The organism is Janthinobacterium sp. FW305-129, from assembly GCF_020858115.1.
Lineage (GTDB): Bacteria > Pseudomonadota > Gammaproteobacteria > Burkholderiales > Burkholderiaceae_D > Janthinobacterium.
On record NZ_JACYMM010000015.1, the window covers coordinates 90,809 to 115,585 of the forward strand.

At 60.4% G+C, this 24,777-nt stretch carries 18 protein-coding genes and 3 tRNA genes; 10 read left to right on the forward strand and 11 right to left on the reverse strand.

What is annotated here, in order from left to right:
• Nucleotides 1–16: 16 nt before the first annotated feature.
• Nucleotides 17–796 carry an acetoin reductase gene (locus tag IGS61_RS25355; protein ID WP_230542122.1) on the reverse strand — a complete coding sequence of 260 codons (780 nt, stop codon included), beginning with the start codon at nucleotides 794–796 and terminating at the stop codon, nucleotides 17–19.
• A gap of 231 nt (nucleotides 797–1,027) precedes the next feature.
• Here IGS61_RS25355 and IGS61_RS25360 point away from each other — a divergent pair, with 231 nt between their 5' ends.
• Nucleotides 1,028–1,456 carry a hypothetical protein gene (locus tag IGS61_RS25360; protein WP_230542123.1) on the forward strand — a complete coding sequence of 143 codons (429 nt, stop codon included), beginning with the start codon at nucleotides 1,028–1,030 and terminating at the stop codon, nucleotides 1,454–1,456.
• Nucleotides 1,457–1,462: 6 nt separating this feature from the next.
• On the opposite strand, the gene IGS61_RS25365 is transcribed toward IGS61_RS25360, so the two are convergent.
• From IGS61_RS25365 to ssb, 6 genes are all read right to left on the reverse strand, one after another.
• Complete coding sequence (locus tag IGS61_RS25365) at nucleotides 1,463–2,731, reverse strand: MFS transporter (protein ID WP_230542124.1); 1,269 nt, start codon at nucleotides 2,729–2,731, stop codon at nucleotides 1,463–1,465.
• On the reverse strand, nucleotides 2,706–3,464 hold the full coding sequence (locus tag IGS61_RS25370) for a nucleotidyltransferase family protein (protein WP_230542125.1): 759 nt from the start codon (nucleotides 3,462–3,464) through the stop codon (nucleotides 2,706–2,708). Before IGS61_RS25370 ends, IGS61_RS25365 begins: the two co-directional genes overlap by 26 nt.
• On the reverse strand, nucleotides 3,461–4,546 hold the full coding sequence (locus IGS61_RS25375; RefSeq protein WP_230542126.1) for a DUF455 family protein: 1,086 nt from the start codon (nucleotides 4,544–4,546) through the stop codon (nucleotides 3,461–3,463). The genes IGS61_RS25370 and IGS61_RS25375 overlap by 4 nt, the downstream gene beginning before the upstream one ends.
• Nucleotides 4,547–4,654: 108 nt before the next feature.
• Nucleotides 4,655–5,845: a hypothetical protein gene (locus tag IGS61_RS25380; RefSeq protein ID WP_230542127.1), complete on the reverse strand. Its 1,191-nt coding sequence runs from the start codon at nucleotides 5,843–5,845 to the stop codon at nucleotides 4,655–4,657.
• Nucleotides 5,846–5,910: 65 nt separating this feature from the next.
• Nucleotides 5,911–6,135: a hypothetical protein gene (locus IGS61_RS25385; protein WP_230542128.1), complete on the reverse strand. Its 225-nt coding sequence runs from the start codon at nucleotides 6,133–6,135 to the stop codon at nucleotides 5,911–5,913.
• A gap of 306 nt (nucleotides 6,136–6,441) precedes the next feature.
• Nucleotides 6,442–6,951: a single-stranded DNA-binding protein gene (ssb, locus tag IGS61_RS25390; RefSeq protein WP_034781209.1), complete on the reverse strand. Its 510-nt coding sequence runs from the start codon at nucleotides 6,949–6,951 to the stop codon at nucleotides 6,442–6,444.
• Nucleotides 6,952–7,333: 382 nt separating this feature from the next.
• Here ssb and uvrA point away from each other — a divergent pair, with 382 nt between their 5' ends.
• Nucleotides 7,334–10,183, forward strand: a complete 2,850-nt coding sequence (uvrA, locus tag IGS61_RS25395) for an excinuclease ABC subunit UvrA (RefSeq protein WP_230542129.1) — start codon at nucleotides 7,334–7,336, stop codon at nucleotides 10,181–10,183.
• A 104-nt stretch (nucleotides 10,184–10,287) separates the two neighbouring features.
• Nucleotides 10,288–11,466, forward strand: coding sequence for a hypothetical protein (locus IGS61_RS25400; protein WP_230542130.1), 1,179 nt, complete (start codon nucleotides 10,288–10,290; stop codon nucleotides 11,464–11,466).
• Between the two features lie 144 nt (nucleotides 11,467–11,610).
• On the opposite strand, the gene IGS61_RS25405 is transcribed toward IGS61_RS25400, so the two are convergent.
• Nucleotides 11,611–13,482, reverse strand: a complete 1,872-nt coding sequence (locus IGS61_RS25405) for a phosphoenolpyruvate carboxykinase (GTP) (protein ID WP_230542131.1) — start codon at nucleotides 13,480–13,482, stop codon at nucleotides 11,611–11,613.
• Between the two features lie 328 nt (nucleotides 13,483–13,810).
• Between IGS61_RS25405 and IGS61_RS25410 the strand changes: the two genes are divergently transcribed.
• Nucleotides 13,811–14,824, forward strand: coding sequence for a D-2-hydroxyacid dehydrogenase family protein (locus IGS61_RS25410; protein WP_230542132.1), 1,014 nt, complete (start codon nucleotides 13,811–13,813; stop codon nucleotides 14,822–14,824).
• Here IGS61_RS25410 and IGS61_RS25415 read toward each other — a convergent pair.
• Entirely contained in the window at nucleotides 14,812–15,585 is a 774-nt protein-coding gene (locus IGS61_RS25415) for an L-asparaginase (protein WP_230542133.1), read from the reverse strand. The genes IGS61_RS25410 and IGS61_RS25415 overlap by 13 nt on opposite strands.
• Nucleotides 15,586–15,747: 162 nt before the next feature.
• On the opposite strand from IGS61_RS25415, the gene IGS61_RS25420 reads away from it, so the two are divergent.
• Complete coding sequence (locus IGS61_RS25420) at nucleotides 15,748–16,233, forward strand: asparaginase domain-containing protein (protein ID WP_034781194.1); 486 nt, start codon at nucleotides 15,748–15,750, stop codon at nucleotides 16,231–16,233.
• Between the two features lie 524 nt (nucleotides 16,234–16,757).
• Nucleotides 16,758–19,526, forward strand: coding sequence for a TonB-dependent receptor domain-containing protein (locus IGS61_RS25425; protein WP_230542134.1), 2,769 nt, complete (start codon nucleotides 16,758–16,760; stop codon nucleotides 19,524–19,526).
• A 134-nt stretch (nucleotides 19,527–19,660) separates the two neighbouring features.
• Here IGS61_RS25425 and IGS61_RS25430 read toward each other — a convergent pair whose 3' ends face one another.
• Both IGS61_RS25430 and dinB read right to left on the reverse strand, forming a co-directional pair.
• The gene (locus tag IGS61_RS25430) at nucleotides 19,661–20,557 is read right to left on the reverse strand and encodes a recombination-associated protein RdgC (protein WP_034754435.1); all 897 of its coding nucleotides are present in this window, start codon (nucleotides 20,555–20,557) and stop codon (nucleotides 19,661–19,663) included.
• A 116-nt stretch (nucleotides 20,558–20,673) separates the two neighbouring features.
• Complete coding sequence (gene dinB / locus IGS61_RS25435; protein ID WP_268994057.1) at nucleotides 20,674–21,855, reverse strand: DNA polymerase IV; 1,182 nt, start codon at nucleotides 21,853–21,855, stop codon at nucleotides 20,674–20,676.
• Between the two features lie 162 nt (nucleotides 21,856–22,017).
• On the opposite strand from dinB, the gene IGS61_RS25440 reads away from it, so the two are divergent.
• The 4 genes from IGS61_RS25440 (at nucleotide 22,018) to IGS61_RS25455 (ending at nucleotide 24,775) form a co-directional block, all read left to right on the forward strand.
• Nucleotides 22,018–24,177, forward strand: coding sequence for a S9 family peptidase (locus IGS61_RS25440; protein WP_230542135.1), 2,160 nt, complete (start codon nucleotides 22,018–22,020; stop codon nucleotides 24,175–24,177).
• Between the two features lie 98 nt (nucleotides 24,178–24,275).
• A tRNA-Val gene (locus IGS61_RS25445) sits at nucleotides 24,276–24,351 on the forward strand.
• 54 nt (nucleotides 24,352–24,405) lie between these two features.
• Nucleotides 24,406–24,482 (forward strand) — tRNA-Asp (locus IGS61_RS25450).
• Nucleotides 24,483–24,699: 217 nt separating this feature from the next.
• Nucleotides 24,700–24,775: transfer RNA gene (locus IGS61_RS25455), tRNA-Val, on the forward strand.
• Nucleotides 24,776–24,777 lie beyond the last annotated feature (2 nt).

Consider the following 24,777-nt stretch of genomic DNA (forward strand, 5'->3'; position numbering starts at 1 on the left):
ATGCCTGATCAATGCATCAACGGTACACAAGGCCACCATCGATCAAGGGCGCCTGGCCCGTCATGTAATCGGCATCCGGTCCCGCCAGGAAGGAGACGAGTCCCGCCACATCTTCCGGCGTCTCCGCACGTCCCAGCGCGATGCCGTCCACGTACTTCTTGTATGTCGCGCCCAGCTCGGCGCCCGTCACCTCGGCCATGCGCTTGTCGATCTCGACCCACATGTCGGTGCCGACGACGCCGGGGCAATACGCGTTGACGGTGATGCCGTCGGCCGCCAGTTCCCTGGCCGCCGCCTGCGTCAGCGCGCGCACGGCGAACTTGGTGGCCGAGTACACGCCCAGCAAGGCGAAGCCGTCATGCCCGGCGATGGAGCAGGCATTGATGATCTTGCCCTTCTGCTGGCGCCGCTTGAAGGTCTTGGCGGCCGCCTGGATGCCCCAGAGCGTCCCTTGCACATTGATGCGCATGATGCGGTCGACCTCTTCCGGCGTGACATCGAGCAGCGGCTGCACCTGCGCGATGCCGGCGTTGTTGACGATGATGTCGAAGCCGCCCAGTTCCCGCTCGGCAAACGCCACCGCCTCCGTGACTTGCTGCAATTGCGACACGTCGGCAATGCAGGTGACGGCGCGGCGCCCCAGCGCGCGCACTTCGGCGGCGACGGCGTCCAGTTTCTCCTGGTTCAGGTCCACCAGCGCGATATCGGCGCCATCCTTGGCCAGGCGCAAGGCGATGGCCTTGCCGATGCCTTGCGCGGCACCCGTGACCAGCGCGACTTTTCCGGAAATACCCATGTTGCTTTCCTTTCAGTACAGGGAGAGGAGCTGCAGCCTACCTGAAATTCTTAATCCGCCGCATCCTGAAACGTGCGTGCCCGGAAAAAGCGCGCAGGTCAAGAAAGGCGGAAAAAATGGCGTTTCAGCATGCCATGCGCGCGCTGCCGTACAGGCGCCTGGCGCCAGCTGGCGTAAGATGGATGGCATCGCAATTGCCTCGTTGCAATCTACTTTCCAAGGAAAATTCCTATGCCGCATCGCCACTTGCCCATCCGCGCCAGCCTGCTGCTGGCGGCCCTCGTTTTCACGACGCCCGCCTGGAGCGCCGATCCCGTCCACAAGGAAAGCGTGGCATTGACGGCGAACCAGGCCACGCATACGGTCAAAGGCAAGATCAAGGGTTACGCCACGGCCGAATACACGCTGACGGGCAAGGCGGGCCAGACCCTCAGCGTCAAGCTCAAGACCAATCAAACGTCAAATTACTTCAACATCCGCCAGGCCGGCCAGGAGGAAGCCCTGTTCATCGGCTCGACCAGCGGCAACACTTACCAAGCGGCACTGCCGGCCGATGGCGAGTACACGGTGCAGGTATATTTGATGCGCAATGCGGCGCGCAGGAATGCGGTGGCGAATTACAGCCTGGAAATGGGCATAAAAGAAGCCGCATCGCATTGATCCGCGTCATGCCGGCTTGCTGCCAGCCGAGTATTTGCTGGCGGCAAGCGCCAGGCAGGCGGCCAGCAAGAGCATGGCGGCCAGGATAAATGCCGCACCGCTGTCGTGGCTGGCAGGATCAACGGCGACCAGCATGGCGAACAGTGCCGGTGTCGCCAGGCCCGCCAGGCTGCCGGCACTCTTGACGGCGCCCTGCAGCCAGCCCTGCTGCCGCGCCGATACGGCGCTGGTGAGCAGACCCTGCAGTGCCGGATTGGCCATTTCTCCCACGCCGAGCAAAAAAATGGCCACATATGCCCCCGCCGACTGGCGCGACAGGGCAAGGCACAAGAAGCCGGCACAGCAGCCGGCATAGGCCAGCATGGCCGTGCGCCGCGGGCCGTATCGTGTCATCAGAAACGGTGCACATTTCATCTGCGCCACGCCGCCCCAGCCTGCCAGCACGGCAAGCATCAAGCCGACCTGGGTGGAGTCCCAGCCATACCGCTGTTGCGTGTAAAACACGAACGCCACGGAAATCGACCAGTGCGCGCTGGCCACCAGCAGATACGCGAGGGTCAGGAAACGCAGTTCGGGACGCCTGGCCAACTCGAACACGGCGCCAAATGGATTGCTCATGCGCCAGCTGACGGGGACGCGCTTGTCCGGCGGCAAAGATTCGGGCAAGACCAGTACGCCGTACAGGAGATTGCCGAGCGACAAATAGCCGGCAAGGTAGAAGGGCAACCGCACGTCGATATTGCCCAGCCAGCCGCCCAGGGCCGGCCCCGCCACCAGTCCCATGCTGTACGCCGCGCCCATCGAGGCAAAGGCGCGGTTGCGCGCAGCCCCCTCGGAACAGTCCGCAATAAATGCATAGGCGATGCCAAAGCTGGAAGCGGTGATGCCGCACAAGATACGCCCCAGCACCAATTGGCCCAGCGTTTCAGTGTCCGCCAGACAGAAAAAATACACTGCCACGCCCAGGTTCGACAGCAGCAGCAGGGGGCGCCGGCCAAAGCGGTCCGACAATGCCCCCAGCAGTGGCAAGGCAAACATTTGCGACAGCGAAAACAACATCCCCAGATAACCGAGCCATAGCACGGGCTGGGCGGGACTGTCCGTCAATTGCAGCAACAGGCGCGGCAAGACGGGGGCCACCAGTCCCGCGCACAGGACGTCGATCAGGACGGTCATGAAGACCAGCGGAAAACCGAATAGCTGTACCGGCCGGCCCTGCACCGTGCGCATCAACACAGTGCCAGCCGTCTCAGGCGGCAAGCGCTGGCGTGTCACTCTTCCATTCCGCCGGCGCATGCAGGGCATACCCGTCGAGCAAGGGCCCGCCATACGGCTGCAGCGCACGCGCGGCCAGGCCGCCAAACGCCTGCTTGCCGGCGGGTGGGTCGAGCAGGATCGCGCGCATGGCGGCATGCAGCTCATCCGCAATCGATGGGCTATGTGCCCTGAGCCGGCGCGCCAGATGCTTGCCGACGCCGCTCCACGCGCCCCCGGCCCGCAGCACGAAATTGGCCAGCACGTCATACAGCCTGGTGGCGATCGCCAGTGTTTCCTCGGCCACCGTGCTGTCGACCAGGTCTTCCAGCAAGGTCGTGATCTCGTAGCGGCGGCTGGCCAGGGCATCGCCTGTCAGCGCTGGCGGACCTGCGTCGTAGATCGCCTGCGCCAGCTGGTACAGGGCGACGGATGTGTTTGTCTGTGGCAAGAGATTCCTGCCCTCGATAACCATCATCGCCATCGGAATCCGGCCGCCGGGACGGTCCATCTTGCGGCAAAAGTAATCGAAGGAGCGCAAGTCATGGCCATACAATTCCACCGTCTGCTGGCCCAGCTTGCGCGTCTCGCGCCAGGCATGCGGCACGTTCTCGAACAGGAGCAGAAGGTCGATATCCGAGGTGGCCGTTCCCTGGCCGCGCGCGATGGAACCGCCGATGATCGCCGCCAGGACATGCGGATAGGCGGGCAGGATGTGTTGTTCCACCAACTGGCGGGCTGCGTCGAAATTCATTCCATCATCCCCTGCAGGTCAGGTAACTCCACCGGTTGAGAACGGCCCCGCTGGCGTTCGATTTCCGTCGCGCTGAAACCGACATACTGGCGCGCGGCGGCATTGAAAAATCGCCCGCCGACCACGCTCACCTTGGAAGACTCTTCCAGCGTGCGCAGGCGCTGCACGGCTTGCGCGCCGAGCAGGGTGTGAAAACTGGCCAGACCATTCTTCACGTGGTTGACCTCGTCGATATAAATGCATTCATGCAGCAGGGAAATATCAGCGCGCCCGATGGCACGGTACAGCTCCGCATAGTACAGGTCGGCGCCCAGCGAAAAGCCTTCGCCGATCACTTGCTCGAGGCCGATGCAGTCTGCCGCATTCTGCGCCGCCCGGCAACTTTTCCAGATACCCAGGGACACCGGCGTTTCGCCGATGCGGCCCCCTTCGTTCGCCAATGCGCCCAGCAGCAGCTGCGCGTGGCGGAATTCTTCCGCGCACTGCAAGGTCAGCGATTCGGCCACGTCGCCCGGCAACTCCGGGAATCGCAGCACCAGCATGGCGCACACTTCGCCGGCGCACACTTCCACATTAAAAATCTGCTGGTGCAATTTCCTGCGCGGATAATCGCGGTCCAGCTCATAGCGCACGTAGTCGACGATCTCCAGCTGCTCGGGGCGCCCGGGCAGCTCGGGACAATCCCACTGCGCCGGCAGCACCTGCCCTTCGAGGCGCTGGCAGCCGCTCTGCATGGCAGGCAGTAACCACAGCACTTTCTGTGCCGCCAGCTCGCTCTTGGCCCACAAGCCGAACGAGGCGAGCGCCTGCATGCTGTGCCGGAGGGTGGCGAAATGCGCGTCGATGTGCACGCCCTCGTCCGCGCAAGGCGGGGCGCCAGGCGCTTCGCCCAGGGCAAAGCTCCGGCAGCAATCCTGTACCGTCGACAGTGCCTGCTGCGCCGCATGCAAGGTCATGGACCACGCGATCTTGCCAGCCACCTCGCGTTCCGTAATCAACGCGTGCGCCGCAGCGTTCCGGATGGCCTCAAGGGCGTGGGCGGCAGCAGCCAGGTGTGCCGTGTGTTCTTTGATGACGGACATATCATTCCCAACGATAGCTAATGGAGTATCAACCGCATCGGAACAACCGTGGCGCGCGGCAATGCGAAGGATGCCCAGGGCAAGGCGCGCCAGCGGTTGTCCGGCAGGCTAGGCGGTGGTGCGCAACATCCTGAGGAAGCGTTCCCTCAGTGCCCAGTTCACGGGCTCGAGCGTCTCATAGCCCAGCACCTCATCCACAGGGAACACCGTCTCCCCGGCAGAACCTTCCTTTGCCGCCCAGCGCAACATTTTCTCGGGCAAGCCAGGAAACGCCGACGCCATCCAGTACGCCATCGAATAGTATGCGTTGCGTCCCTCCGCATAGCCGGGATAACGGTCTGCGTAATTCGAAAACGAATACTTGGGGAAGCAGCCATCGATAATTTTCTTGGGCGTCATCCACAGGGGATAGACGAGAGTGACGTCGCCGATCGGGCGGGCCGGCAGGGGCAATAATCGGCGCTCGGTCGCCATGATCGCGAACATCTCGCCCAGCAAGTCTTCGAAATTCAGGCCGGTGGCGATAAATTTCGCATCGAGCGATTTGGCCACGCTCGTCAGTACGCGCCGGATGATCAGGGTGCCGAGGAATTCGAAGTCATCGTCGGGAAATTCCCGGGCAAAACGGTCGGTGATGCCCAGGCCGCCAGCGCTGGCGCCGAGTATCGCTTTCGATTCTTCTTCCGATACCACGGTCAGCGGCAGATGGTAGGCCTGTGCCAGCTCGCGCGCGCGCGGAACGCCGGAATTCCACTCGCCCGGTCCTTCGATAATGACTGGATGGATGTCGATCGGGAACTCGTCAAATTGCGACAAGGCATACAGCAAGGCATTGCTGTCGCCTCCGCCACTCACGCCGACCACCAGCTTGTCGCCAGGCGACAGGGTGTCGCGCAGCGTTTGTGCCACGGCATCGCGCACGGCCAGCTTGCACTCGTTCGACGAGAGGCGTTTCAGGATATTCGGACCGCCCTTTGCCGCGCCGTTGGCGTAGATATATTCGGCAACGGCTTCTTCATTGTTGGCGGGTGGGGAAACCTGCAAGGTATTGTTGGTGTGCAGGAAAGGATCAATATTTCTTTGAAAAAATGCATAGACTTGCCGGTCCGGCGGAATCGCGCTGCCTGTTTCACTCAAGCAAGGAAAAAGGCTATAGGCGCCAGACGGATCGCGCAGGTAGGTCGCCACCGCCGTCCAGGGCACATGATTGCGCGCCAGGGCATCGAGCACGCGCTCATCCTCGCCGATGTCAAAACTGGATGTTCCATGGGTCGTTACTACAATTAATTCTCGATTCATTGAGCCTCCCTCGGATAAAGCCCAAGGTGGGCTAGGGCTAGCACCACCTTGGGCACAGTCAGTAATTACATCGACGACAGCACGGTGCTCGGGCCGACGATGCACTCGAGGTTATTGCGCGAGCATTTCGGAGCGGCGCCGTGCATGCGGCTGTTTTCCAGCGCGGCAATATCCAGCGCGGCCACGGCGACGTTGCTGGCAGCAGCGATGTCACGGTTGGCGCGTTTCAGGGAATAGCCAGAGGTGTTGAAAGAACCGGTACCATGAACCACTTGGGTATTACTAATCATAAGTTTCTCCTTGAGTGATGGACCTGCGCTCGGAACCGCAAAAAATACACAATTCCGGCCACCGGCAAAGGGTGGCGTAGATTATTTTATAAGGTTTCATCTACGACATTCTCTCGTTTTGTCACCACTGGACAGTAAACTGTATCGGCAATGGTCTTTTGTTACTCCTAGAAAATATTACGCTGCAGCTTGCGCGCAGGACATGCCCACCTCATGGCGTGGCAGCCCATCGCAGGCGCCGCAAAAGAAAAATGCCCTGCACATCCAGGATGTGCAGGGCATTGCTGATGAAATGATGTATTCCGATCAGAACGGGATGTCGTCATCCATGTCCGAGAAGTTCGGTGCTGGCTTCGGTGCCGGACGTGGTGCCGGTGCCGGGGCTGGACGCGGGGCTGGTGCCTGGCGCGGGGCCGGTGCTTCGTAGCCGCCGCCACCGCCGTAGCTGTCATCGCCACCGCCGGCGTCGCCGCCCATGCCGGAACGGCCGCCCAGCATTTGCATCTGTTCCGCGATGATGTCGGTTGCGTACTTCTCGACGCCGTCCTTGTCCGTGTATTTACGGGTTTGCAGGCGGCCTTCGACGTAGACGGACGAGCCTTTTTTCAGGTATTGGCCGACGATTTCCGCCAGGCGGCCGAAGAACGAGATGCGGTGCCATTCTGTCAATTCTTTTTGTTCGCCCGTGTTGCGGTCCTTCGATTTGTACGAAGTGGCCACGGCGATGTTGGCGATCGCGTCGCCGCTAGGCATGTAGCGGATTTCCGGGTCACGGCCCAGATTGCCGACGATGATGACTTTGTTGACTGATGCCATGAATAACTCCTGATGAATCGCTGCGGGAGCCGGTAGCCCCGCGCGTGAGATTTTTTACCAAACGACGATTATAAGCGACCATGCGGCGCAAAGCATCCGCTTTCTAACGGACGCTAGCGACCATGCGGCAGCACGTTTTTTTCACGGCAAGGGAAAACAAGAAACTTGAATACTGGTATTATATACAGTGTTTGAACGTCAGCACGCATCTGTATCAAACTTTGCCGGGGCACCTACGCGGGGCGGCGCAATCCGCCCGTGACTGCCTCAGGCATGCAGAGCAAAACCCGGCTATAGTAACAGGTTGACCCGTTGTGGCTGCCTCATCTGGCAGTTCCCGCAATGCGCCGGCCGCACCACTCACTGAAAGCAAGGCAATCACATGGAACAGATCCGCATTCGCGGCGCTCGCACGCATAACCTCAAGAATATCAATCTCGATTTGCCGCGCAATAAGCTGATCGTGATTACCGGCCTGTCCGGTTCCGGCAAATCGTCGCTGGCCTTCGACACCCTGTACGCGGAAGGCCAGCGCCGCTATGTCGAGTCGCTGTCGGCCTATGCGCGCCAGTTCCTGCAGCTGATGGAAAAACCGGATGTCGACCTGATCGAGGGATTATCTCCCGCCATTTCCATCGAACAGAAGGCAACGTCGCACAACCCGCGCTCGACCGTGGGCACCGTGACGGAAATCCACGATTATTTGCGCCTGCTGTATGCGCGCGTCGGCACGCCGTACTGCCCCGACCATCCGGAAAACGCGCTGGCCGCCCAATCCGTGTCGCAAATGGTCGATGCCGTGCTGGCCATGCCGGAAGACACCAAGCTGATGATACTCGCGCCCGTCGTCGCCAACCGCAAGGGCGAACACGTCGACCTGTTCGAGCAGATGCAGGCGCAGGGCTTCGTGCGCTTCCGCGTGCAGAGCGGCACGCATGCCGCCAAGATCTATGAAGTCGATGACCTCCCGAAATTAAAGAAAACGGAAAAACACACAATCGACGTCGTCATCGACCGGGTCAAGGTGAACCAGGACATCAAGCAGCGCCTGGCGGAAAGTTTCGAAACAGCCCTGCGGCTGGCCGACGGCCGCGCCATCGCCTACGAAATGGATACCGCCCAGGAACATGTGTACTCCAACAAGTTCGCCTGCAATGTGTGTGGCTATTCCCTGCAGGAACTGGAACCGCGTCTGTTCTCTTTCAACAACCCGATGGGCGCCTGCCCCGAATGCGACGGCTTGGGACACATTGAATTCTTTGACCCGAAACGCATCGTCGCGTTCCCGAATCTGTCGCTGGCGTCGGGCGCCGTCAAGGGCTGGGACCGCCGCAACCAGTTTTACTTCCAGATGCTGTCGAACCTGGCCGCCTACTACGAGTTCGACCTGGACATGCCGTTCGAGCAGCTGGACCTGAATTCACAGCAAGCCGTGCTGTACGGTTCCGGCAAGCAAGTCATTCCGTTTAGCTATGTCAACGAACGGGGCCGCACCGTCATCAAGGAACACACGTTCGAAGGCGTGGTCAACAATCTGCAGCGCCGCTACCGCGAAACGGATTCGATGGCCGTCAAGGAAGAATTGGCCAAGTTCATCAATGAAAAATGCTGCCCGTCCTGCGATGGCGCGCGCCTGCGCGTGGAAGCGCGCTTCGTCAAGGTGGGCACCGGCAAGCAGCAGCGCGCCATCTATGAAGTGGCGGGCAAACCGCTGCGCGAGACGCTGGAATTCTTTGAAAAACTGAAATTGACGGGCGCCAAGAAAGAGATCGCCGACCGTGTGGTCAAGGAAATCATTTCGCGCCTGAAATTCCTTAACAATGTGGGCCTCGATTACCTGTCGCTGGACCGCAGCGCCGATACGCTGTCCGGCGGCGAAGCACAGCGCATCCGTTTGGCATCGCAGATCGGCTCCGGTTTGACGGGCGTCATGTATGTGCTCGATGAACCGTCGATCGGCTTGCATCAGCGCGATAATGACCGCTTGATCGAAACCTTGAAACATTTGCGCGACATCGGCAACAGCGTGCTGGTCGTCGAGCATGATGAAGACGCGATCCGCACGGCCGACTACATCGTCGACATGGGTATCGGCGCGGGCGTGCACGGCGGCGAGATCATCGCCGAAGGCAGCCTGCAAGACATTTTGAAAAACAAGAAGTCGCTGACGGCGCAATACCTGAACGGCAAGCTGAAAATCGCCGTGCCGGCCAAGCGCCACGCCAGCAATCCGGAAAAGCAGCTGGTCATTACCGGCGCGACGGGCAACAACCTGAAGAAAGTGTCGCTGAGCTTGCCGGTGGGCCTGATGACGTGCGTCACGGGCGTGTCCGGCTCGGGCAAGTCCTCGCTCGTCAACGACACCCTGTATCCGGCCCTGTCGCGCCATTTGTACGGTTCGCAGACGGAACCGGCGCCGCACGAATCGATCAGCGGCCTGGAGCATTTCGACAAGGTCATTTCCGTCGACCAGGCACCGATCGGCCGCACACCGCGCTCGAATCCCGCCACTTATACCGGCTTGTTTACGCCGATCCGCGACCTGTTCTCCACCGTGCCGACGGCCAAGGAACGGGGCTACAGCGCGGGGCGCTTCTCGTTCAACGTGAAGGGCGGGCGCTGCGAGGCGTGCCAGGGCGATGGCGTGATCAAGGTCGAGATGCATTTCCTGCCCGACGTCTACGTGCCGTGCGACGTCTGCCACGGCAAGCGCTACAACCGCGAAACGCTGGAAGTGCAATACAAGGGCAAGAACATCACGGAAGTGCTGGGCATGACGGTGGAAGAGGCGCATGAATTCTTCAAACCCGTCCCCTTGATCGCGCGCAAGCTGCAAACCCTGCTCGACGTGGGCCTCGGTTACATCAAGCTGGGCCAGAGCGCCACCACCCTGTCCGGCGGCGAAGCGCAGCGCGTGAAATTGTCGCTGGAATTGTCCAAGCGCGACACGGGCCGCACCCTGTACATCCTCGACGAGCCGACGACGGGCTTGCACTTCCACGATATCGACTTGCTGCTGAAAGTCATCCACCGCCTGCGCGACCAGGGCAACACCCTCGTCATCATCGAGCACAACCTGGACGTCATCAAGACGGCCGACTGGATCGTCGACCTGGGCCCCGAAGGCGGCGCCGGCGGCGGGCAGATCATCGCCACGGGCACGCCGGAAGACGTGGCCGTCAACCCGGCCAGCGTGACGGGCAAGTACCTGGGGCCGCTGCTGAAGCAATAAACGGCGTCTCCCTCTCAATCCCCCGGCCAGTTGTCTTGCCCGGGGGATTTTTCTATGGGAAACTGTTCTCCCGGCCCTGTGGCCACTTTCATACCGAGGGCCATTTGTCGCTTGCATCATCACTTGCAATATTGGCGCGCCGCAGCATCGCCATTGCATTGGCTGGCGCCACGCTGCCCGCATGGGCCTGTTTTTGCCCGCCAGACGCATCCGGGGAATTCCTGCACCTTGCGCAGGCCGAGGGCAAGCGTCCGCCGTCCGTCACCTTGCCCGCCAATGCACGCGGCATCCTGTTTCTTCCCGGGCAGTATCCCGATACCCTGGCCAGCGATGAGGACGGCTATTCGATCGTCGCTCCGCCTGTCGCCCTCTCCGCGAAGCGCTTCTATATCCAGGAGCGCGGCACGGGCCGCAAGCTGACACCGGTAGTGGTGCGGCTGCATGTGGAAAAGCAGATGGGCGTGCAAGATAAGGCCAGCTTTCTGGCTAATACCGAAATGCAACAATGCGCAAAGCAAGAACAGCCGCTCACGCCACTCTGCCGCACCCTGATATCGTTGAAATGGGACTGGTCAAAACAGGAACAGGACGGCCCCAGCGACAAGGTGAAGCGATTTGCCTTACAGAATGGCTTGCGCGATGTCAGCGAAGAAGTCGATGCAGCCTACGGCCTGTACCGGATCGAGGCACGTGAAGGATTCAAGCCTGGCAAGGTGTACGATATTGTCTATCGCGACGGCGGGCGGCGCGTGAAGGCCGAGCTGCGCATGGCAAGAACGTCGCTGAATCTGGACGGCCAGACACCCTTCACGGTCGGCGCGGACGGTGCCGCCAGGCGCGAAAAGCTCCGCATGGCCCGCGGCGGCAGTTGCGACATTCTGATCACGCTGGCCAGCCAGCCATTGCGCCTGGCGCTGCCTCCGGCGTACGAGGCCTATCCAGCACTGCTGATGTACTTCATGCAGGAAAAACTGGAGCAGCGGGACCAGCAGCAATTCTCTGCGACACAAGGTTTTACGGCATTCCGCTATTGGCCGACAGTCTGCACCAAGATTCCCTATGGCAGCAGTTTCCATGGCCAGGGACGCGAACTGGCGATCGGCGATTGCCAGGCGCCGGCACCACGCCAGGTCAAGGCGTACGCAGGCGTACTGGAAGTGGAAGACAACCTGCATGAGACGGCGCCGCTGGCCATTACCTTTCCCGCAGAAAAGCCTGGGCAATGTCCCAAAATGATGGACAGGGTCTACCCTATTTATGTCGTGCCGGCCAAGGCCGGCTAGACACATCGTACTCGCCATAAAAAACGGCGCGGATTGCTCATGCAATCCGCGCCGTTTCTCTTTTTGCTAGCACCCCAGTCATTGCCGGCGTGTCATTTATCGCACGCCAGTCTTTGCCGGCGTGTTCTCCCCCACTACTAAACCTTATGCACTCAGCCGCTTTTCCAGCGCAGCCTTGTGACCTGCCAATTCCTGCGGCAGATGATACGCGAGTTTTTCAAACAACTCCGTATGCAATTTCAATTCTTCCACCCACGCGGCCTTGTCGATCGAGGTGATGGTGTCGAACTGTTCTTGTGTGAATGGCAAGCCATCCCAGTTCAGGTCGCCATACTGCGGCGTCGTGCCGAACAGGTTTTCCACGCCGCCCGCCTTGCCTTCGATACGCTCCAGCATCCACTTGAGCACGCGCATGTTGTCGCCGAAGCCAGGCCAGACGAATTTGCCAGCCTCGTCCGTACGGAACCAGTTGACGCAATAGATCTTCGGCAGGGCAGCCGGGTTGACCTTGCCCACCTTGACGCCCATGTCCAGCCAGTGCTGGAAGTAATCGCTCATGTTATAGCCGATAAACGGCAACATGGCAAATGGATCGCGGCGCACGACGCCCATCTGGCCCACGGCGGCGGCCGTCGTTTCGGAACCCATGGTGGCGGCCATGTAGACGCCTTCGACCCAGTTGCGCGCTTCGGTCACCAATGGCACGGTGGTCGAGCGGCGGCCGCCGAAGATGAAGGCCGAGATCGGCACGCCGGCCGGATCGTCCCAGGCAGAGTCGATCACGGGGTTTTGCGTAGCAGCAACAGTGAAGCGCGCGTTCGGATGCGCCGCCTTGGTGCCGGACGCCGGCGTCCAGTCCTTGCCCTGCCAGTCGATCAGGTGGCTTGGCGCTTCCTTGGTCAAACCTTCCCACCAGACGTCGCCATCGTCCGTCAGCGCCACGTTGGTGAAAATCGTGTTGTCGCGCATGGACGCCATGCAGTTGTAATTGGTTTTTTCGTTGGTGCCCGGCGCCACGCCAAAATAACCGGCTTCCGGGTTGATGGCGTACAGACGGCCGTCGGCACCGGGTTTGATCCAGGCGATATCGTCGCCGATGGTGGTCACTTTCCAGCCGTTAAAACTTGCCGGCGGGATCAGCATGGCGAAGTTGGTCTTGCCGCAAGCGGACGGGAACGCTGCCGCCACGTAGTGTTTCTTGCCTTCCGGAGATTCCACGCCGAGGATCAGCATGTGTTCGGCCAGCCAGCCCGGGTTGTTGTCCGAGGCTTGCGCTTCCTGGTAGCCCATGTTCGAGGCGATGCGCAGGGCGAAACATTTCTTGCCCAGCAAGGCGTTGCCGCCGTAGCCGGAACCGAAAGACCAGATTTCGCGCGTTTCCGGGAAATGCACGATGTATTTAGTGCTGTTGCACGGCCATTTCACATCTTGCTGGCCGGCGGCCAGCGGCGCGCCCACGCTGTGCACGCACGGCACGAACTCGCCATCGGTGCCCAGCACGTCGTACACGGCACGGCCCATGCGGGTCATGATCTTCATGTTGACGGCGACATACGGCGAATCGGACAGTTCCACGCCGATGTGCGCGATCGGCGAACCCAGCGGACCCATCGAGAATGGCACCACGTACATGGTGCGGCCGCGCATGCAGCCGTCGAACAGACCGTTCAGGGTGTGGCGCATCTCGCCAGGCTCGGTCCAGTTATTCGTCGGGCCGGCCGCTTCTTTCGTTGCCGAGCAGATATACGTGCGGTCTTCGACGCGGGCCACGTCGCTCGGATCGGAGCAGGCCAGGTAGGAATTCGGGCGCTTTTCGGCATTCAGTTTTTTCATGGTGCCGCTGGCAACCATTTCAGCGCACAGGCGCTCGTACTCTTCTTGCGAGCCATCGCACCAGTAGATGCGGTCTGGCTTGGTCAGCGCGGCAATATCGGCCACCCAGTTGATCAGTTTCTGTTGTTTAATATAAGCTGGGACGTTGAGTGCGGCGACGCCACCCATGACGGGCTGATTCATATTACCTCCAATACCAATAAAAGAAATTCTGGTCATTCCGGCAAGACAGGCAGCATCGTTGAGAGGTGGCTGCGGCTCACTGCGGGCGGGGTGCTCACGCGGGCAGGGCTCTGGCGTCGTTTACCTGGATCATGCACCCAGGCTGCAGGAACAGTTTGCGCTATAACTATAATCAGGAAGCTTTAAAAGTGCCGGCGATTGTACACCCGCCTAACGGCTATTCTCGCAAAAATGTAGGAGAATAGCTTGACTAATGTAGTAGGCTATTCAGCATTTCCCGTATCCTGTTATTTCCCTACCAAATCTTCACTAAAATCGGCCATCCACCATGAAAATTGCCATACTCGATGATTACCAGGATGCCGTGCGCGGCCTCGATTGCTTCAAATTGCTCGATGGCCACGAGGTCAAAGTGTTCAGCAACACGGCGCGGGGACTGGGCCAGCTGGCCATCCGCCTGGCGCCGTTCGACGCGCTGGTGCTGATCCGCGAACGCAGCAGTTTCAACCGGGCCTTGCTGTCGAAATTGCCGAACCTGAAACTGATTTCGCAAACGGGCAAGGTCAGCGGACACATCGATGTGGCGGCCGCCACGGAACTGGGCATCGCCATCGCGGAAGGCATTGGCTCGCCCACGGCGCCGGCCGAACTGACGTGGGCGCTGATCATGGCGGCGCAGCGCAAGATCGTGCCGTACGCGCAACATTTACAGGAAGGGCTGTGGCAAACGTCGTCAATCGAGCCGGCGCGCAACACGCTCGGTACGGTATTGAAAGGGCGCACCCTGGCGATCTGGGGCTACGGCAAGATCGGCCAATTGATCGCCGGCTATGGCCGCGCCTTCGGCATGACCATCCTCGTGTGGGGCAGCGAAGCGAGCCGCGCCGCGGCCGTGGCGGCCGGCGACACGGCCGCGCCATCGCGCGAGGCATTTTTTGAACAGGCCGACGTGCTGACCTTGCACCTGCGTCTGTCCGACGCCACGCGGGGCCTGGTAACGGCAGAAGACCTGGCGCGCATGAAACCAACGTCCCTGTTCGTCAACACCAGCCGCGCCGAGCTGGTGGCCGATGGCGCGCTGGAAGCGGCGCTGCCCCAGGGGCGCCCGGGCGCCGCCGCGCTGGACGTGTTTACGGATGAACCCTTGCCGCCCGGCTCGCCATTGCTGCTGCTGCCGAACGTGCTGGCCACGCCGCACCTGGGCTACGTCGAGCGTGACAGCTATGAACTGTATTTCCGCTACGCCTTGCAAAACATCGTTGATTTTGCGCAAGGTCAATGCACGCGCCTGCTCAATCCCGAGGCATTGCAGCATGCACGCCAAGCCCCTCAGGAGCGCTGAAAGCCCTTGATCAGGTCGGGCTCGCCCGTGAGGCGGATGGCGGGCGCGGGCAGCACGTGCCTGCCGCGCCACAGGCCGGCCCAGCCGGGCGGCCAGGCGATGTCCTGGCCGGCATACGGCGCCACGCCAGCGCGCACGGCCACGACCGGCACCGGCGGCATGTCGGGCAAGGGCTCGCCCGGGGTGCGCGGCATGTCCAGGCTGTACATGTAATTGGGCAACAAGGCGTCGCAGACGCGGCCAAACCAGTCGGTGTGGTCGTCGTCGCGCCCCAGCGCCTGCGCCAGGCCTTGCGGATCGAAACGGGCCAGGGCATCGATCAGCTCGCCAGTGGTGGCGCCGGGCGTGTCGCCCCAGCCCATCACCGGGTTGACGTTGTAATCAGCGCCCGAACCGTACCAGCCTTCGCGCCACGGCCGCTGCATCCAGTCGCGCGGTCCCGTAAACAAATGCCAGCGCCAGTGCAGGCCGGACGGTTTCGGCCAGGAATACAGATACAGTTTCTGATAGCCGGCCTGGTGCAGCTCGCGCACCATGGCCATCAGGCGCGCGTGCGGCATGCGGTCGGGCGGCGCGCGCCGAAACAGGATCGCTTCGCCGTCGGCAAACTGCACGTCGTCGGTCGACAGGTTCAGGTCCAGGGTGCGCGCTTCGCTGCCGAAACGGGCGGCGATCCAGCCCGTCAGCAAATTGACGGACGTGATCACCCCGTAACCGCGGTGGCGGTGAAAAATGACGGTGCCGGGAGCGAGCGCTTTCATACGGAGTCGGGGTGGCAGGCAAACAAAGAAACCAGTGTACTCACAGATGGCCAAATTTTCCAGATGCGATCCGCAACGGCCCGCAGCGAGCCCGCCATTCACGCAAGGCACACAATCCACGCTATCATGCGCGTCATTCTCCACTGACATCGTGACCACATCATGACTTTGCGCATACTCGCCACTGGCGGCACTTTCGACAAACACTACAACGAATTGAACGGTACCCTGGGCTTTTCCGACAGTCATTTGCCGGCAGCGATTGCCCGCGCACGCATGACGGCGCCCGTAGCGCTGGAGCAATTGCCCCTGCTCGACTCGCTCGACATGCAGGATGCGGACCGCCAGCGCGTGCTGGCCTCGTGCCGTGCGGCACAGGAAAAAGCCATCGTCATCATCCACGGCACCGACACCATGCGCGAAACGGCGCAGGTGCTGGGCGCGGCGAACCTGCAGCAAACGGTGATTCTCACGGGCGCCATGATTCCCTACGAAATCGACAACTCCGATGCCCTGTTCAACCTGGGCTTTGCCTGCGGCGTGGCGCAAACCTTGCCAGCGGGCGTGTACGTGGCCATGAATGGCCAGATTTTTGCCTGGGACAATGTGCAAAAGAACCGCGCCGCCGGCGTGTTCCAGCCCTTGTAAGGGAGCCGATGGCGGGCAGGGTGCGCACAACAGACCGGGAAGCGGTCGACTGACACTCTGTCACAATTCTAGCAGCCCGCTTTAGCGGGCTTTTTTTACGTTTTTTGACCTTTCATAAATTCTGCAAAGCGACAGTTTTTCTCGAATTATTGTAGGTAAAACATCGAATTGCCAATAGAATAATTTTATGTTGTAAAAAAACGCCATCTATCATTTTTAAAAACACCGATATTGTTGAATATAAAACTGCAATTTAACAATTAATTTAAACATTCTTCTGTATCCACAATTTATTGCCAAATCCGACACGGTTGACATGCATTTTTTCTTGCTGAGACGACATAATGTTCGCCTCGACAAGTTATAAGTGCATTTATAACAATATTGCGCTAAGTAGTCTTCCACCTCCCACCGACGTGGTTCCGCCTACCGTACACGAGCACCGCAAGCCGTCTATCCGATAGCTTGCGCGGTGCTCGTGTACCGCTTGTCGTTATTAAAACTACTACGGAGTAATTGTTACAATGGCATTTAAAGAAAAAATTGGCGTGCGCAGCGTACGCCTGGCCCTGACCGTCCTGGCAGGCAGCGTCTTGTTCTCTGGCCAATCCATGGCGGACGAAGCAATTCAAAAAGTTGAAATTACCGGTTCGAGCATCAAGCGTATCGCCGTCGAAGGCGCCTTGCCTGTGCAGCGCCTGTCGCTCGAAGCGATCGCCAAGACCGGCGCCACCACAATTGCCGACCTGGTACAGAATCTGCCCGCCATGCAAGGTTTCCAGATCGGCGCCACGGCAGCCGGTTCCGATTCCGGTGGCCGTACCAGCGCCTCGATCCATGACATCGGCGAAAGCTATACCCTGGTCCTGCTGAACGGCCGCCGCATTGCGCCGCAAGGCGCCGACAATACGGTCAACCTGAACGCCATCCCGATGAGCGCGGTTGAACGTGTCGAAATCCTGACCGACGGCGCTTCGGCCCTGTACGGCTCGGACGCCATTGCCGGCGTGATTAACTTCATCCTGAAGAAGAACATGCAAGGCGGCAACGTCGAAGCCACCTACACCGCGCCAGAACACAGCGGCGGCGGCAATAGCTGGAATACCAACATCACCTACGGTTTCGGCAATCTGGACGAAGACCGCTACAACGTGATGGTCAGCTATCGTCACGACGAGCAAGAGAAAGTGCGCGCCACCGACCGTTCGTTCGCCCGCAGCGGCTACATTCCGTTCAGCCGCAACGGCAAAAACTACGTCTACAACAACACCAGCACGTCCGCAGCTCCAGCCAACGTCGCGCTGTCCTTCAAGGACAACAACCCGACCAAGGGCTATACCTACAATCCCTACAAACAGGCCAACGGTGATTGCGCACCGCAAAGCTATGTCTTGCAGACGAATACCAATGCGTGCGGCTTCGACGGCGCCTCAATGGTGGAAATCGTGCCGCAATCGAAGCGCGATAGCCTGTTTACCCGCGCCAGCTACAAGGTCTCGGACGACATGACGGCCTTTGCCGAAGTGGCGCTGTCGCACTATGACCTGACGGCGCGTATCGCCGCCAATCCGGTGCCGATCACACTGTTCAACCGCGATGAAAAGACTGGCAAGATCACGCAATTGCCTGGCTACAGCCAATACATTCAGCCTGGCCTGACGACGGCCCAGCAAGACGGTCTGTCGTCGGTCATCGCCAACTACCGCCTCGTCGACTGGGGCCCGCGTGCCAGCCAGTCGATTACCGACACCAAGCATCTGGTGGTGGGCGTCGAAGGCGAGTTCGCCGGCTGGAACTACAGCAGTGGCCTGACCTGGTCGAAAAACGCGATCAACGAGCGCTACGTCGGCGGCTATGCCAAACGCGACAACCTCCTGTCCTTGCTCAACAACAAGGATTTCAATCCCTTGGCGTTACCAGGCCAGCAATCGGCCGCGATTCAGCAACTGATCGGCGAATCGCAATTCAGCGGTTCCGTGCGTACTGCATCGACCACCCTGCGCGGCGTAGATGCGCATGGTTCGCGTGAAGTGTTTAGCTTGCCAGGCGGTATGGCCAACATCGGCATCGGCGGCGACTACCGCGAATACAGCTACGAGCAAACGCCAGATGCCGGTGCCACCAAGGACACCATCTATGGCTTTGAAAGCAAGAAGGCTTATGACCTGAGCCGCAAGACGTATGGCGTCTTCGCCGAATTGCTGGCCCCTGTCACCAAGACCGTGGAAGTGACCATCGGTGCGCGTCTGGACAATGTGTCGGCAGTCGACAATGGCTTGACCCACACCACCACCGGCAAGAGCGAAAGCGCGTCGACCTACAAGGTGTCGGCACGCTGGCAGCCAGTGCAATCGTTGTTGATCCGCGGCTCCTACGGCACGGGCTTCAAGGCGCCAAGCATGCTGGACCTGGGTCAGCCACTGGTCAGCTCCGGTTTCACCTCCACCTCGTATGACTGCCCATTCCCGGGCACCCCAGGCTGCCAAGACAGCAAAAAGCAATACAACCGCTTGTCTGGTGGCAATCCGGACCTGAAATCGGAAACGTCGAAGCAATTCACGGCCGGTTTCCGCGTTGAGCCTAACTCGAGCTTCTCGTTCGGTGCCGACCTGTGGGATGTGAAAATCTTTGACGCCGTATCGTCGGTGGCCGAATCGCTGGCCTTCTCGAATCCGGAGAAATACAAGGATTACTTCGTCATGTTCACGCCGGCGGAAAGCCCGAAGGCATTCTATGCATTCAAGTCGCTGGCCATGAACATCGGCCAAATGCATAACCGTGGTATCGACTGGGATATGACGGCACGCAAGAAGCTGGACTTCGGCAACCTGACCGTGAACCTGAACGGCACCCACATGCTCAAGGCAGACTACACCGTGCCAGGTACGCGTAACGACTGGACCAGCAGCCTGAACATCTATGGCATCAACCAGGCCGTGACGTTCCGCGATCTGATCAAACTGACCGCCACCCTGGATACGGGCAAGCTGAGCAACACGATGGTGGTGAACTATCGCAATGGCTACACCGACGCCCTGACCGAGGTATACAACGTCGACACCAAAGGCATCGAAAAGATCCGCCTGGACGTGCCGTCGCACATCACCTTCGATTGGCAAGGCCGCTACGCGATCAACAACAAAACGTCGATCCGTGCCGGTATCAAGAACCTGTTTGACCGCAATCCACCGCTGTCGCTGCGTGCGTCGTCCGGCCACCAGGTCGGCTTCGATCCGCGTTACGCTGATCCGATGCTGCGCACGTTCTACATCACCGGTTCGTACAAGTTCTAATATAAAAACTTGAATTAGCCTGTCTGAAAAGCGCCTTGCACTTCACCGTGCCAGGCGCTTTTTTTATGCGCCCACAGATTGCCCAGGCGAAAAAAAGGAGCCGCAGCTCCTTTTTCGTACCGATATATCTGCTTTTATGCAGTCGCTTCGCCGCCCAATGCCTCGACCACGTCGGCCATCAGCTTGGAGAGCTCGCCCGTCATCAGCATCACGTCGCCGTCGAAACGTTCTTCGTCGTTCTTCGTGCTCGATTCCGTTTCCTTGATCACGTCCAGCGGCTTGACGCTCTTGATGGCCAGGGACTCCGTCAGCACGAACGAGATCTTGTCGTTCCACGTCATGGCCAGGCGCGTGCACTGCTTGCCGGCCGCGATGTGGCGGCGCACGTCGTCCGCTTCCAGCGTGTGGCGCACATAGCGCACGGTGGCCTTGCTTTCGCCCGTGGCGCGCAATTCCGTGTCCATGTCGACCGTGAAGCCGGCAGGCGCATCGTCGGCCTGCAGCCATTCCGTCATCACCGCCACGGGCGAGCGCTGCACGCGCAGGCTTTCCAGCGGTAATTTATCCACGGCTTTGAGCAGCAGCTTGATCACTTCATCGGCTTTCGCCGGGCTGGCCGCATCGACCACCAGCCAGCCATTGACGGGATCGATCCACGTCCAGACGTTGCTGCGGATGCTGAAGGCGCGCGGCAGCAGTTCGTCGGCCACGCGCTCCTTCAATTCCTTCATGGCCTTCTTACCAGGCGCAAAGCCTTGCGCTTCTTCCATCTCGGCGGCGCGGGCCTTGGCCACCTGGTTGATGACGGTCGCTGGCAGCAATTTCTTTTCCGTGCCCAGCAAGATCAGCATTTGCTTGTTGACAACATGGACCAGGCCGCCGTTCGGGCGCGGCGTATCCCAGCCCTGGCGCATCAGATCCATGCTGGTCGCCGGCGTAAATTTGTTCGAGGACAAGGCCTCTTCCAGTTGTTCTGGCGTATAGGCCCATGGTGCGGGCAGGCGGTAAATCTGAAGATTCTTGAACCACATAGTTTTTGTCTTCCGTTTGTTTCAGTAGTGCCAGGGGAACGCCATTCTACACTTTCGACATGAAAATGCCGTCAAAAGCGCGGTCTGGCGCGGTATGTATCTTGTAGGAAACGCCGCTACAGGGCGGGAAACAGCTCCGCCTGGGCGGGTATCTGCCGCGTCACGACGGCCGGATCGGACAAGGTCGAGATGCGCACGCCCAGCAGGCGGATTTTTTTCTCGAACGGCACGCGCCGCAAGCAGTCGCGGCTGGCGCGCAGGATGGCGGCCGCGTCCGCCGTGGCGCTGGGCAGGGTGACGTCGCGCGTGACGGTGCTGAAATCCTCGAAGCGCAGCTTGATGCCCACCGTGCGCCCCGCCAGCGACTGTTTATCGAGGTCGCCCGCCACGCGCGTGCACAGGCTTTCCAGCTTTTCCGACAGGGTGGCGCGGTCGCGCACCACCTGCAAGTCGCGCTCGAACGTCGTTTCGCGGCTGACGGATTTGGTTTCCCGGCTCGTCTGCACGGGCCGCTCGTCGATGCCCAGCGCCGCCTGGCGCAGCCAGCCCGTGTACAGGTCGCCGAACTGCGTGCGCAGCATGGCCATGTCGGCTTGCGCCAGCTCGCCGATGGTATTGACACCCAAGGCTTCCAGCTTGGCCGTCGCCTTCGGGCCGATACCGTTGATCTTTTTTGCCGGCAAGGGCCACACGCGCGTTTCAATGTCCTCGGGCGACAAAATGGTCAGACCGTCGGGTTTTTCCAGGTCGGAACAAATTTTCGCCAGCAATTTGTTCGGCGCCAGGCCGATCGAGCATGACAGGCCCGTCGCCTCGGACACGGCCGCCTTCAGGCGCGCCGCCATGGCCGGCGCCTGCTCGCCGTATTCCGTCAGGTCGACATAGATTTCATCGATGCCCACGTTCTGGATGATGGGACACAACTGCGCCACGGCTTGCTTGAAGCGGGCGGAATACTCGCGGTAAGCCTCGAAATCGGCGGGCAGCAGGATGCTGTCGGGCGCCAGTTTCGCCGCCTTCATGATGCCCATGGCGGAAAACACGCCAAACGTGCGCGCCGCATAGGTCGACGTGGTGACGACGCCGCGCCCCACGTAGTCGCGCATGCGCGCAAATTGCCGCGTGCCGTCTTCCTGCAGCACGGGCTGCTGCAGCCGGCCGCCGCCGATCACCACCGGCTCGCCGCGCAATTCGGGATATTTCAGCAATTCCACGGAGGCAAAGAAGGCGTCCATGTCCAGGTGGGCTATCCAGCGGCGGGCGGGCGGCTCGAGAAGGGAGGAGGCAGATGTGGTCAAGGGCACCTCGCGGCGGAATGCAGTTAAATACTGTTGTTATATACAGTATCGCTGGAAATGCCCGTGGATGCAAGTACCGCGCCGTGTTGACTGAAATCATGATTGGCTTTTCTATTTAGCAAGAATAGAATTGCTGCACAACAACGAACCGAAGGAGTTGCCTTGTCCACAGCACATCACGCCTTGCGCCGCATTGCCGCCTGCTCATCCATCGTGCCGGCCCTGCTGCTGTCCACACTGGCGCCATCCGCGCTGGCCGCCGACGCCACCGCTGCCACCGCGCCCGTCGCCGCCAGGACGGCCTGGCAGGAAACGCGCCACGGCACGGTCGTCACGGACGACTACCGCTGGCTGCAAAAGAAGACCGACCCTGCCGTGATCGATTACCTGAATGCGGAAAACGCCTATACGGCCGCCGTCACGGCCCCGATCCAGCCGCTGGCCGACAAGGTGTATGCGGAAATCAAGGGCCGCATGCAGGAAGTGGACCTGTCCGTTCCCGCACGCCAGGGCAATTTCTACTATTACACGCGCGTGGAAGCGGGCAAGCAATATCCGATTCATTGCCGCCGCCCCGTGGGCGCGAAGGGCGCGTATGACGCCCAGGCGGTCGAAGAGATTTTGCTTGACCAGAATCAACTGGCCGAAGGCCACAAATTCTTTGCCGTGCGCGCCTTCAGCGTCAGCCCGAATGAACAATTGCTGGCCTACACCACGGACACGACGGGTTTCCGCCAGTACGAGCTGCATGTCAAGGATTTGAAGACGGGCAAGTTGCTCTCGGACAGCATGCCGCGCGTGACCTCGCTGGCCTGGGCGGCGGACAATGCCACCCTGATGCTGACGCAGGAAGACGCCACCACCAAGCGCGCTGACCGCTTGTTCCGCCTGGCGCTGGGCGGTGCGCCGCAGCAGGTCTACCACGAGCCGGTGGAGCAATTCGCCATCGGCGTGAGCCGCACGCGCGACCAGCGCTACTTTGTGCTCACGGCGCGCAGCACGGACACGAGCGAAGTCCTGCTGTTGCCAACGAACAAGCCGGAAGGCAGTTTCCAGAGCGTGCTGCCACGCGAGAAGGGCCACCGCTACGGCATCGAACACCGCGACGGCCAGCTGTATATTCTGACCAACAAGGATGCGAAGAATTTCCGCGTCGTCAGCGCGCCGGTCGCCGCGCCGCAGCCGAAGCACTGGAAACCCGTCGTGCCGCACAACAAGGACGCCGTGATCCAGTCCATCGACGTCTTCCAGGGCTACCTGGTGGTGATGGAAAAGGCGCGCGCCCTGAACCGCGCGCGCATCCTTGATTTTGCGCAAAAGAACTGGAAAACCGTGCAGTTCGACGACCCCGTCTACCTGGCGACATCCGTCGGTACGCCGGAATTTTCCGCCACACAATTTCGCATGTCCTACCAGTCGCCCGTCACGCCGCCCACCGTCATCGACGTCAGCATGCAGGATGGCAAGCGCACGGTGCTGAAACAGCAGGAAATCGTCGGCGGCTTTGACGGCAGCCGCTACACGACGCAGCGCCTGTGGGTGAAGGCGCGCGACGGCGTGCAAGTGCCGCTGTGGATCGTCTACAAGAAGGGCGTCAAGCTCGACGGTTCCGCGCCGCTGCTGCTGTATTCATATGGTTCCTACGGCATCTCGACTGAAGCCAGTTTTGCCATCAGCCGCATCAGCCTGCTGGAGCGGGGCGTCATCTACGCGCAGGCGCACATCCGCGGCGGCACGGACATGGGCGAAGCGTGGCATGAAGACGGCATGCTGATGAAGAAGAAAAACACCTTCAACGACTTCATCGACAGCGCCGACTACCTGGTGCGCGAAAAATGGACGAGTCCGAACCGCCTGATCATCCAGGGCGGCAGCGCGGGCGGCCTGCTGATGGGCGCCGTCGTCAACATGCGCCCCGAGCTGTTCCACGCCGTGCACGCGGCCGTGCCGTTTGTCGACGTGATGAACACCATGATGGACGCCAGCCTGCCGCTGACGACGGGAGAGTACCTGGAATGGGGCGACCCGAACCAGAAGGCGGCCTACGACTACATGCTCAGCTACTCGCCCTACGACAACATTGCCCGCAAGAATTACCCGGCCATGCTGGTGACGACGGGCCTGAACGACAGCCAGGTCATGTACTGGGAACCGGCCAAGTACGTGGCCAAGCTGCGCGCGCATAAAACGGACGGCAATCCCTTGCTGCTGAAAACGAATATGGGCGCCGGCCACGGCGGCGCGTCGGGCCGCTATAACGCCATCGCCGAGAACGCGTTTAATATGGCGTGGATGCTGTCGCAGTGGAATATCACGGAATAATGTGAAAAAGCGCTTGCAGAAGGATTTTAGCCATCCTATAATAGCGCCTCTTCCAGACGTGGTGACAAACGTCGGGATGGTTTTCTGAGACAAGCAACGGGTGCTTAGCTCAGTTGGTAGAGCGGCGCCCTTACAAGGCGTAGGTCGGGAGTTCGAGCCTCTCAGCACCCACCAAATCAGAAAACTGTCCAGTGCTTCATGGATCAGCAATACAGATCATACGAGCTTGGAGTGGTAGTTCAGTTGGTTAGAATACCGGCCTGTCACGTCGGGGGTCGCGGGTTCGAGTCCCGTCCGCTCCGCCAATAAAAGAAAAGCCCTTTGGTTCCTGGAACCGAAGGGCTTTTCCCATTTCAGCAGCCAAAAACACGCCAGCTCCCCCTCCTTTGAGCATTTTTGCGCTTTTCAGCAAAAAAACTGCTTTTATCCCATAAGAATAGTTGCACAAGCGGGAAAGCGCCCCCTATAATAGTGCCTCTTCCAGACGTGGTGACAAACGTCGGGATAGTTTTCTGGGTATGCGGGTGCTTAGCTCAGTTGGTAGAGCGGCGCCCTTACAAGGCGTAGGTCGGGAGTTCGAGCCTCTCAGCACCCACCAAA

What these genes read in the sequence shown, in the direction of transcription:
- IGS61_RS25355 (WP_230542122.1), bottom strand. Translation starts at nt 796, where the DNA reads ATGGGTATTTCCGGAAAAGTCGCGCTGGTCACGGGTGCCGCGCAAGGC.
- IGS61_RS25360 (WP_230542123.1), top strand. Translation starts at nt 1,028, where the DNA reads ATGCCGCATCGCCACTTGCCCATCCGCGCCAGCCTGCTGCTGGCGGCC.
- IGS61_RS25370 (WP_230542125.1), bottom strand. Translation starts at nt 3,464, where the DNA reads ATGAATTTCGACGCAGCCCGCCAGTTGGTGGAACAACACATCCTGCCC.
- IGS61_RS25375 (WP_230542126.1), bottom strand. Translation starts at nt 4,546, where the DNA reads ATGTCCGTCATCAAAGAACACACGGCACACCTGGCTGCTGCCGCCCAC.
- IGS61_RS25380 (WP_230542127.1), bottom strand. Translation starts at nt 5,845, where the DNA reads ATGAATCGAGAATTAATTGTAGTAACGACCCATGGAACATCCAGTTTT.
- IGS61_RS25385 (WP_230542128.1), bottom strand. Translation starts at nt 6,135, where the DNA reads ATGATTAGTAATACCCAAGTGGTTCATGGTACCGGTTCTTTCAACACC.
- ssb (WP_034781209.1), bottom strand. Translation starts at nt 6,951, where the DNA reads ATGGCATCAGTCAACAAAGTCATCATCGTCGGCAATCTGGGCCGTGAC.
- uvrA (WP_230542129.1), top strand. Translation starts at nt 7,334, where the DNA reads ATGGAACAGATCCGCATTCGCGGCGCTCGCACGCATAACCTCAAGAAT.
- IGS61_RS25405 (WP_230542131.1), bottom strand. Translation starts at nt 13,482, where the DNA reads ATGAATCAGCCCGTCATGGGTGGCGTCGCCGCACTCAACGTCCCAGCT.
- IGS61_RS25410 (WP_230542132.1), top strand. Translation starts at nt 13,811, where the DNA reads ATGAAAATTGCCATACTCGATGATTACCAGGATGCCGTGCGCGGCCTC.
- IGS61_RS25415 (WP_230542133.1), bottom strand. Translation starts at nt 15,585, where the DNA reads ATGAAAGCGCTCGCTCCCGGCACCGTCATTTTTCACCGCCACCGCGGT.
- IGS61_RS25420 (WP_034781194.1), top strand. Translation starts at nt 15,748, where the DNA reads ATGACTTTGCGCATACTCGCCACTGGCGGCACTTTCGACAAACACTAC.
- IGS61_RS25425 (WP_230542134.1), top strand. Translation starts at nt 16,758, where the DNA reads ATGGCATTTAAAGAAAAAATTGGCGTGCGCAGCGTACGCCTGGCCCTG.
- IGS61_RS25430 (WP_034754435.1), bottom strand. Translation starts at nt 20,557, where the DNA reads ATGTGGTTCAAGAATCTTCAGATTTACCGCCTGCCCGCACCATGGGCC.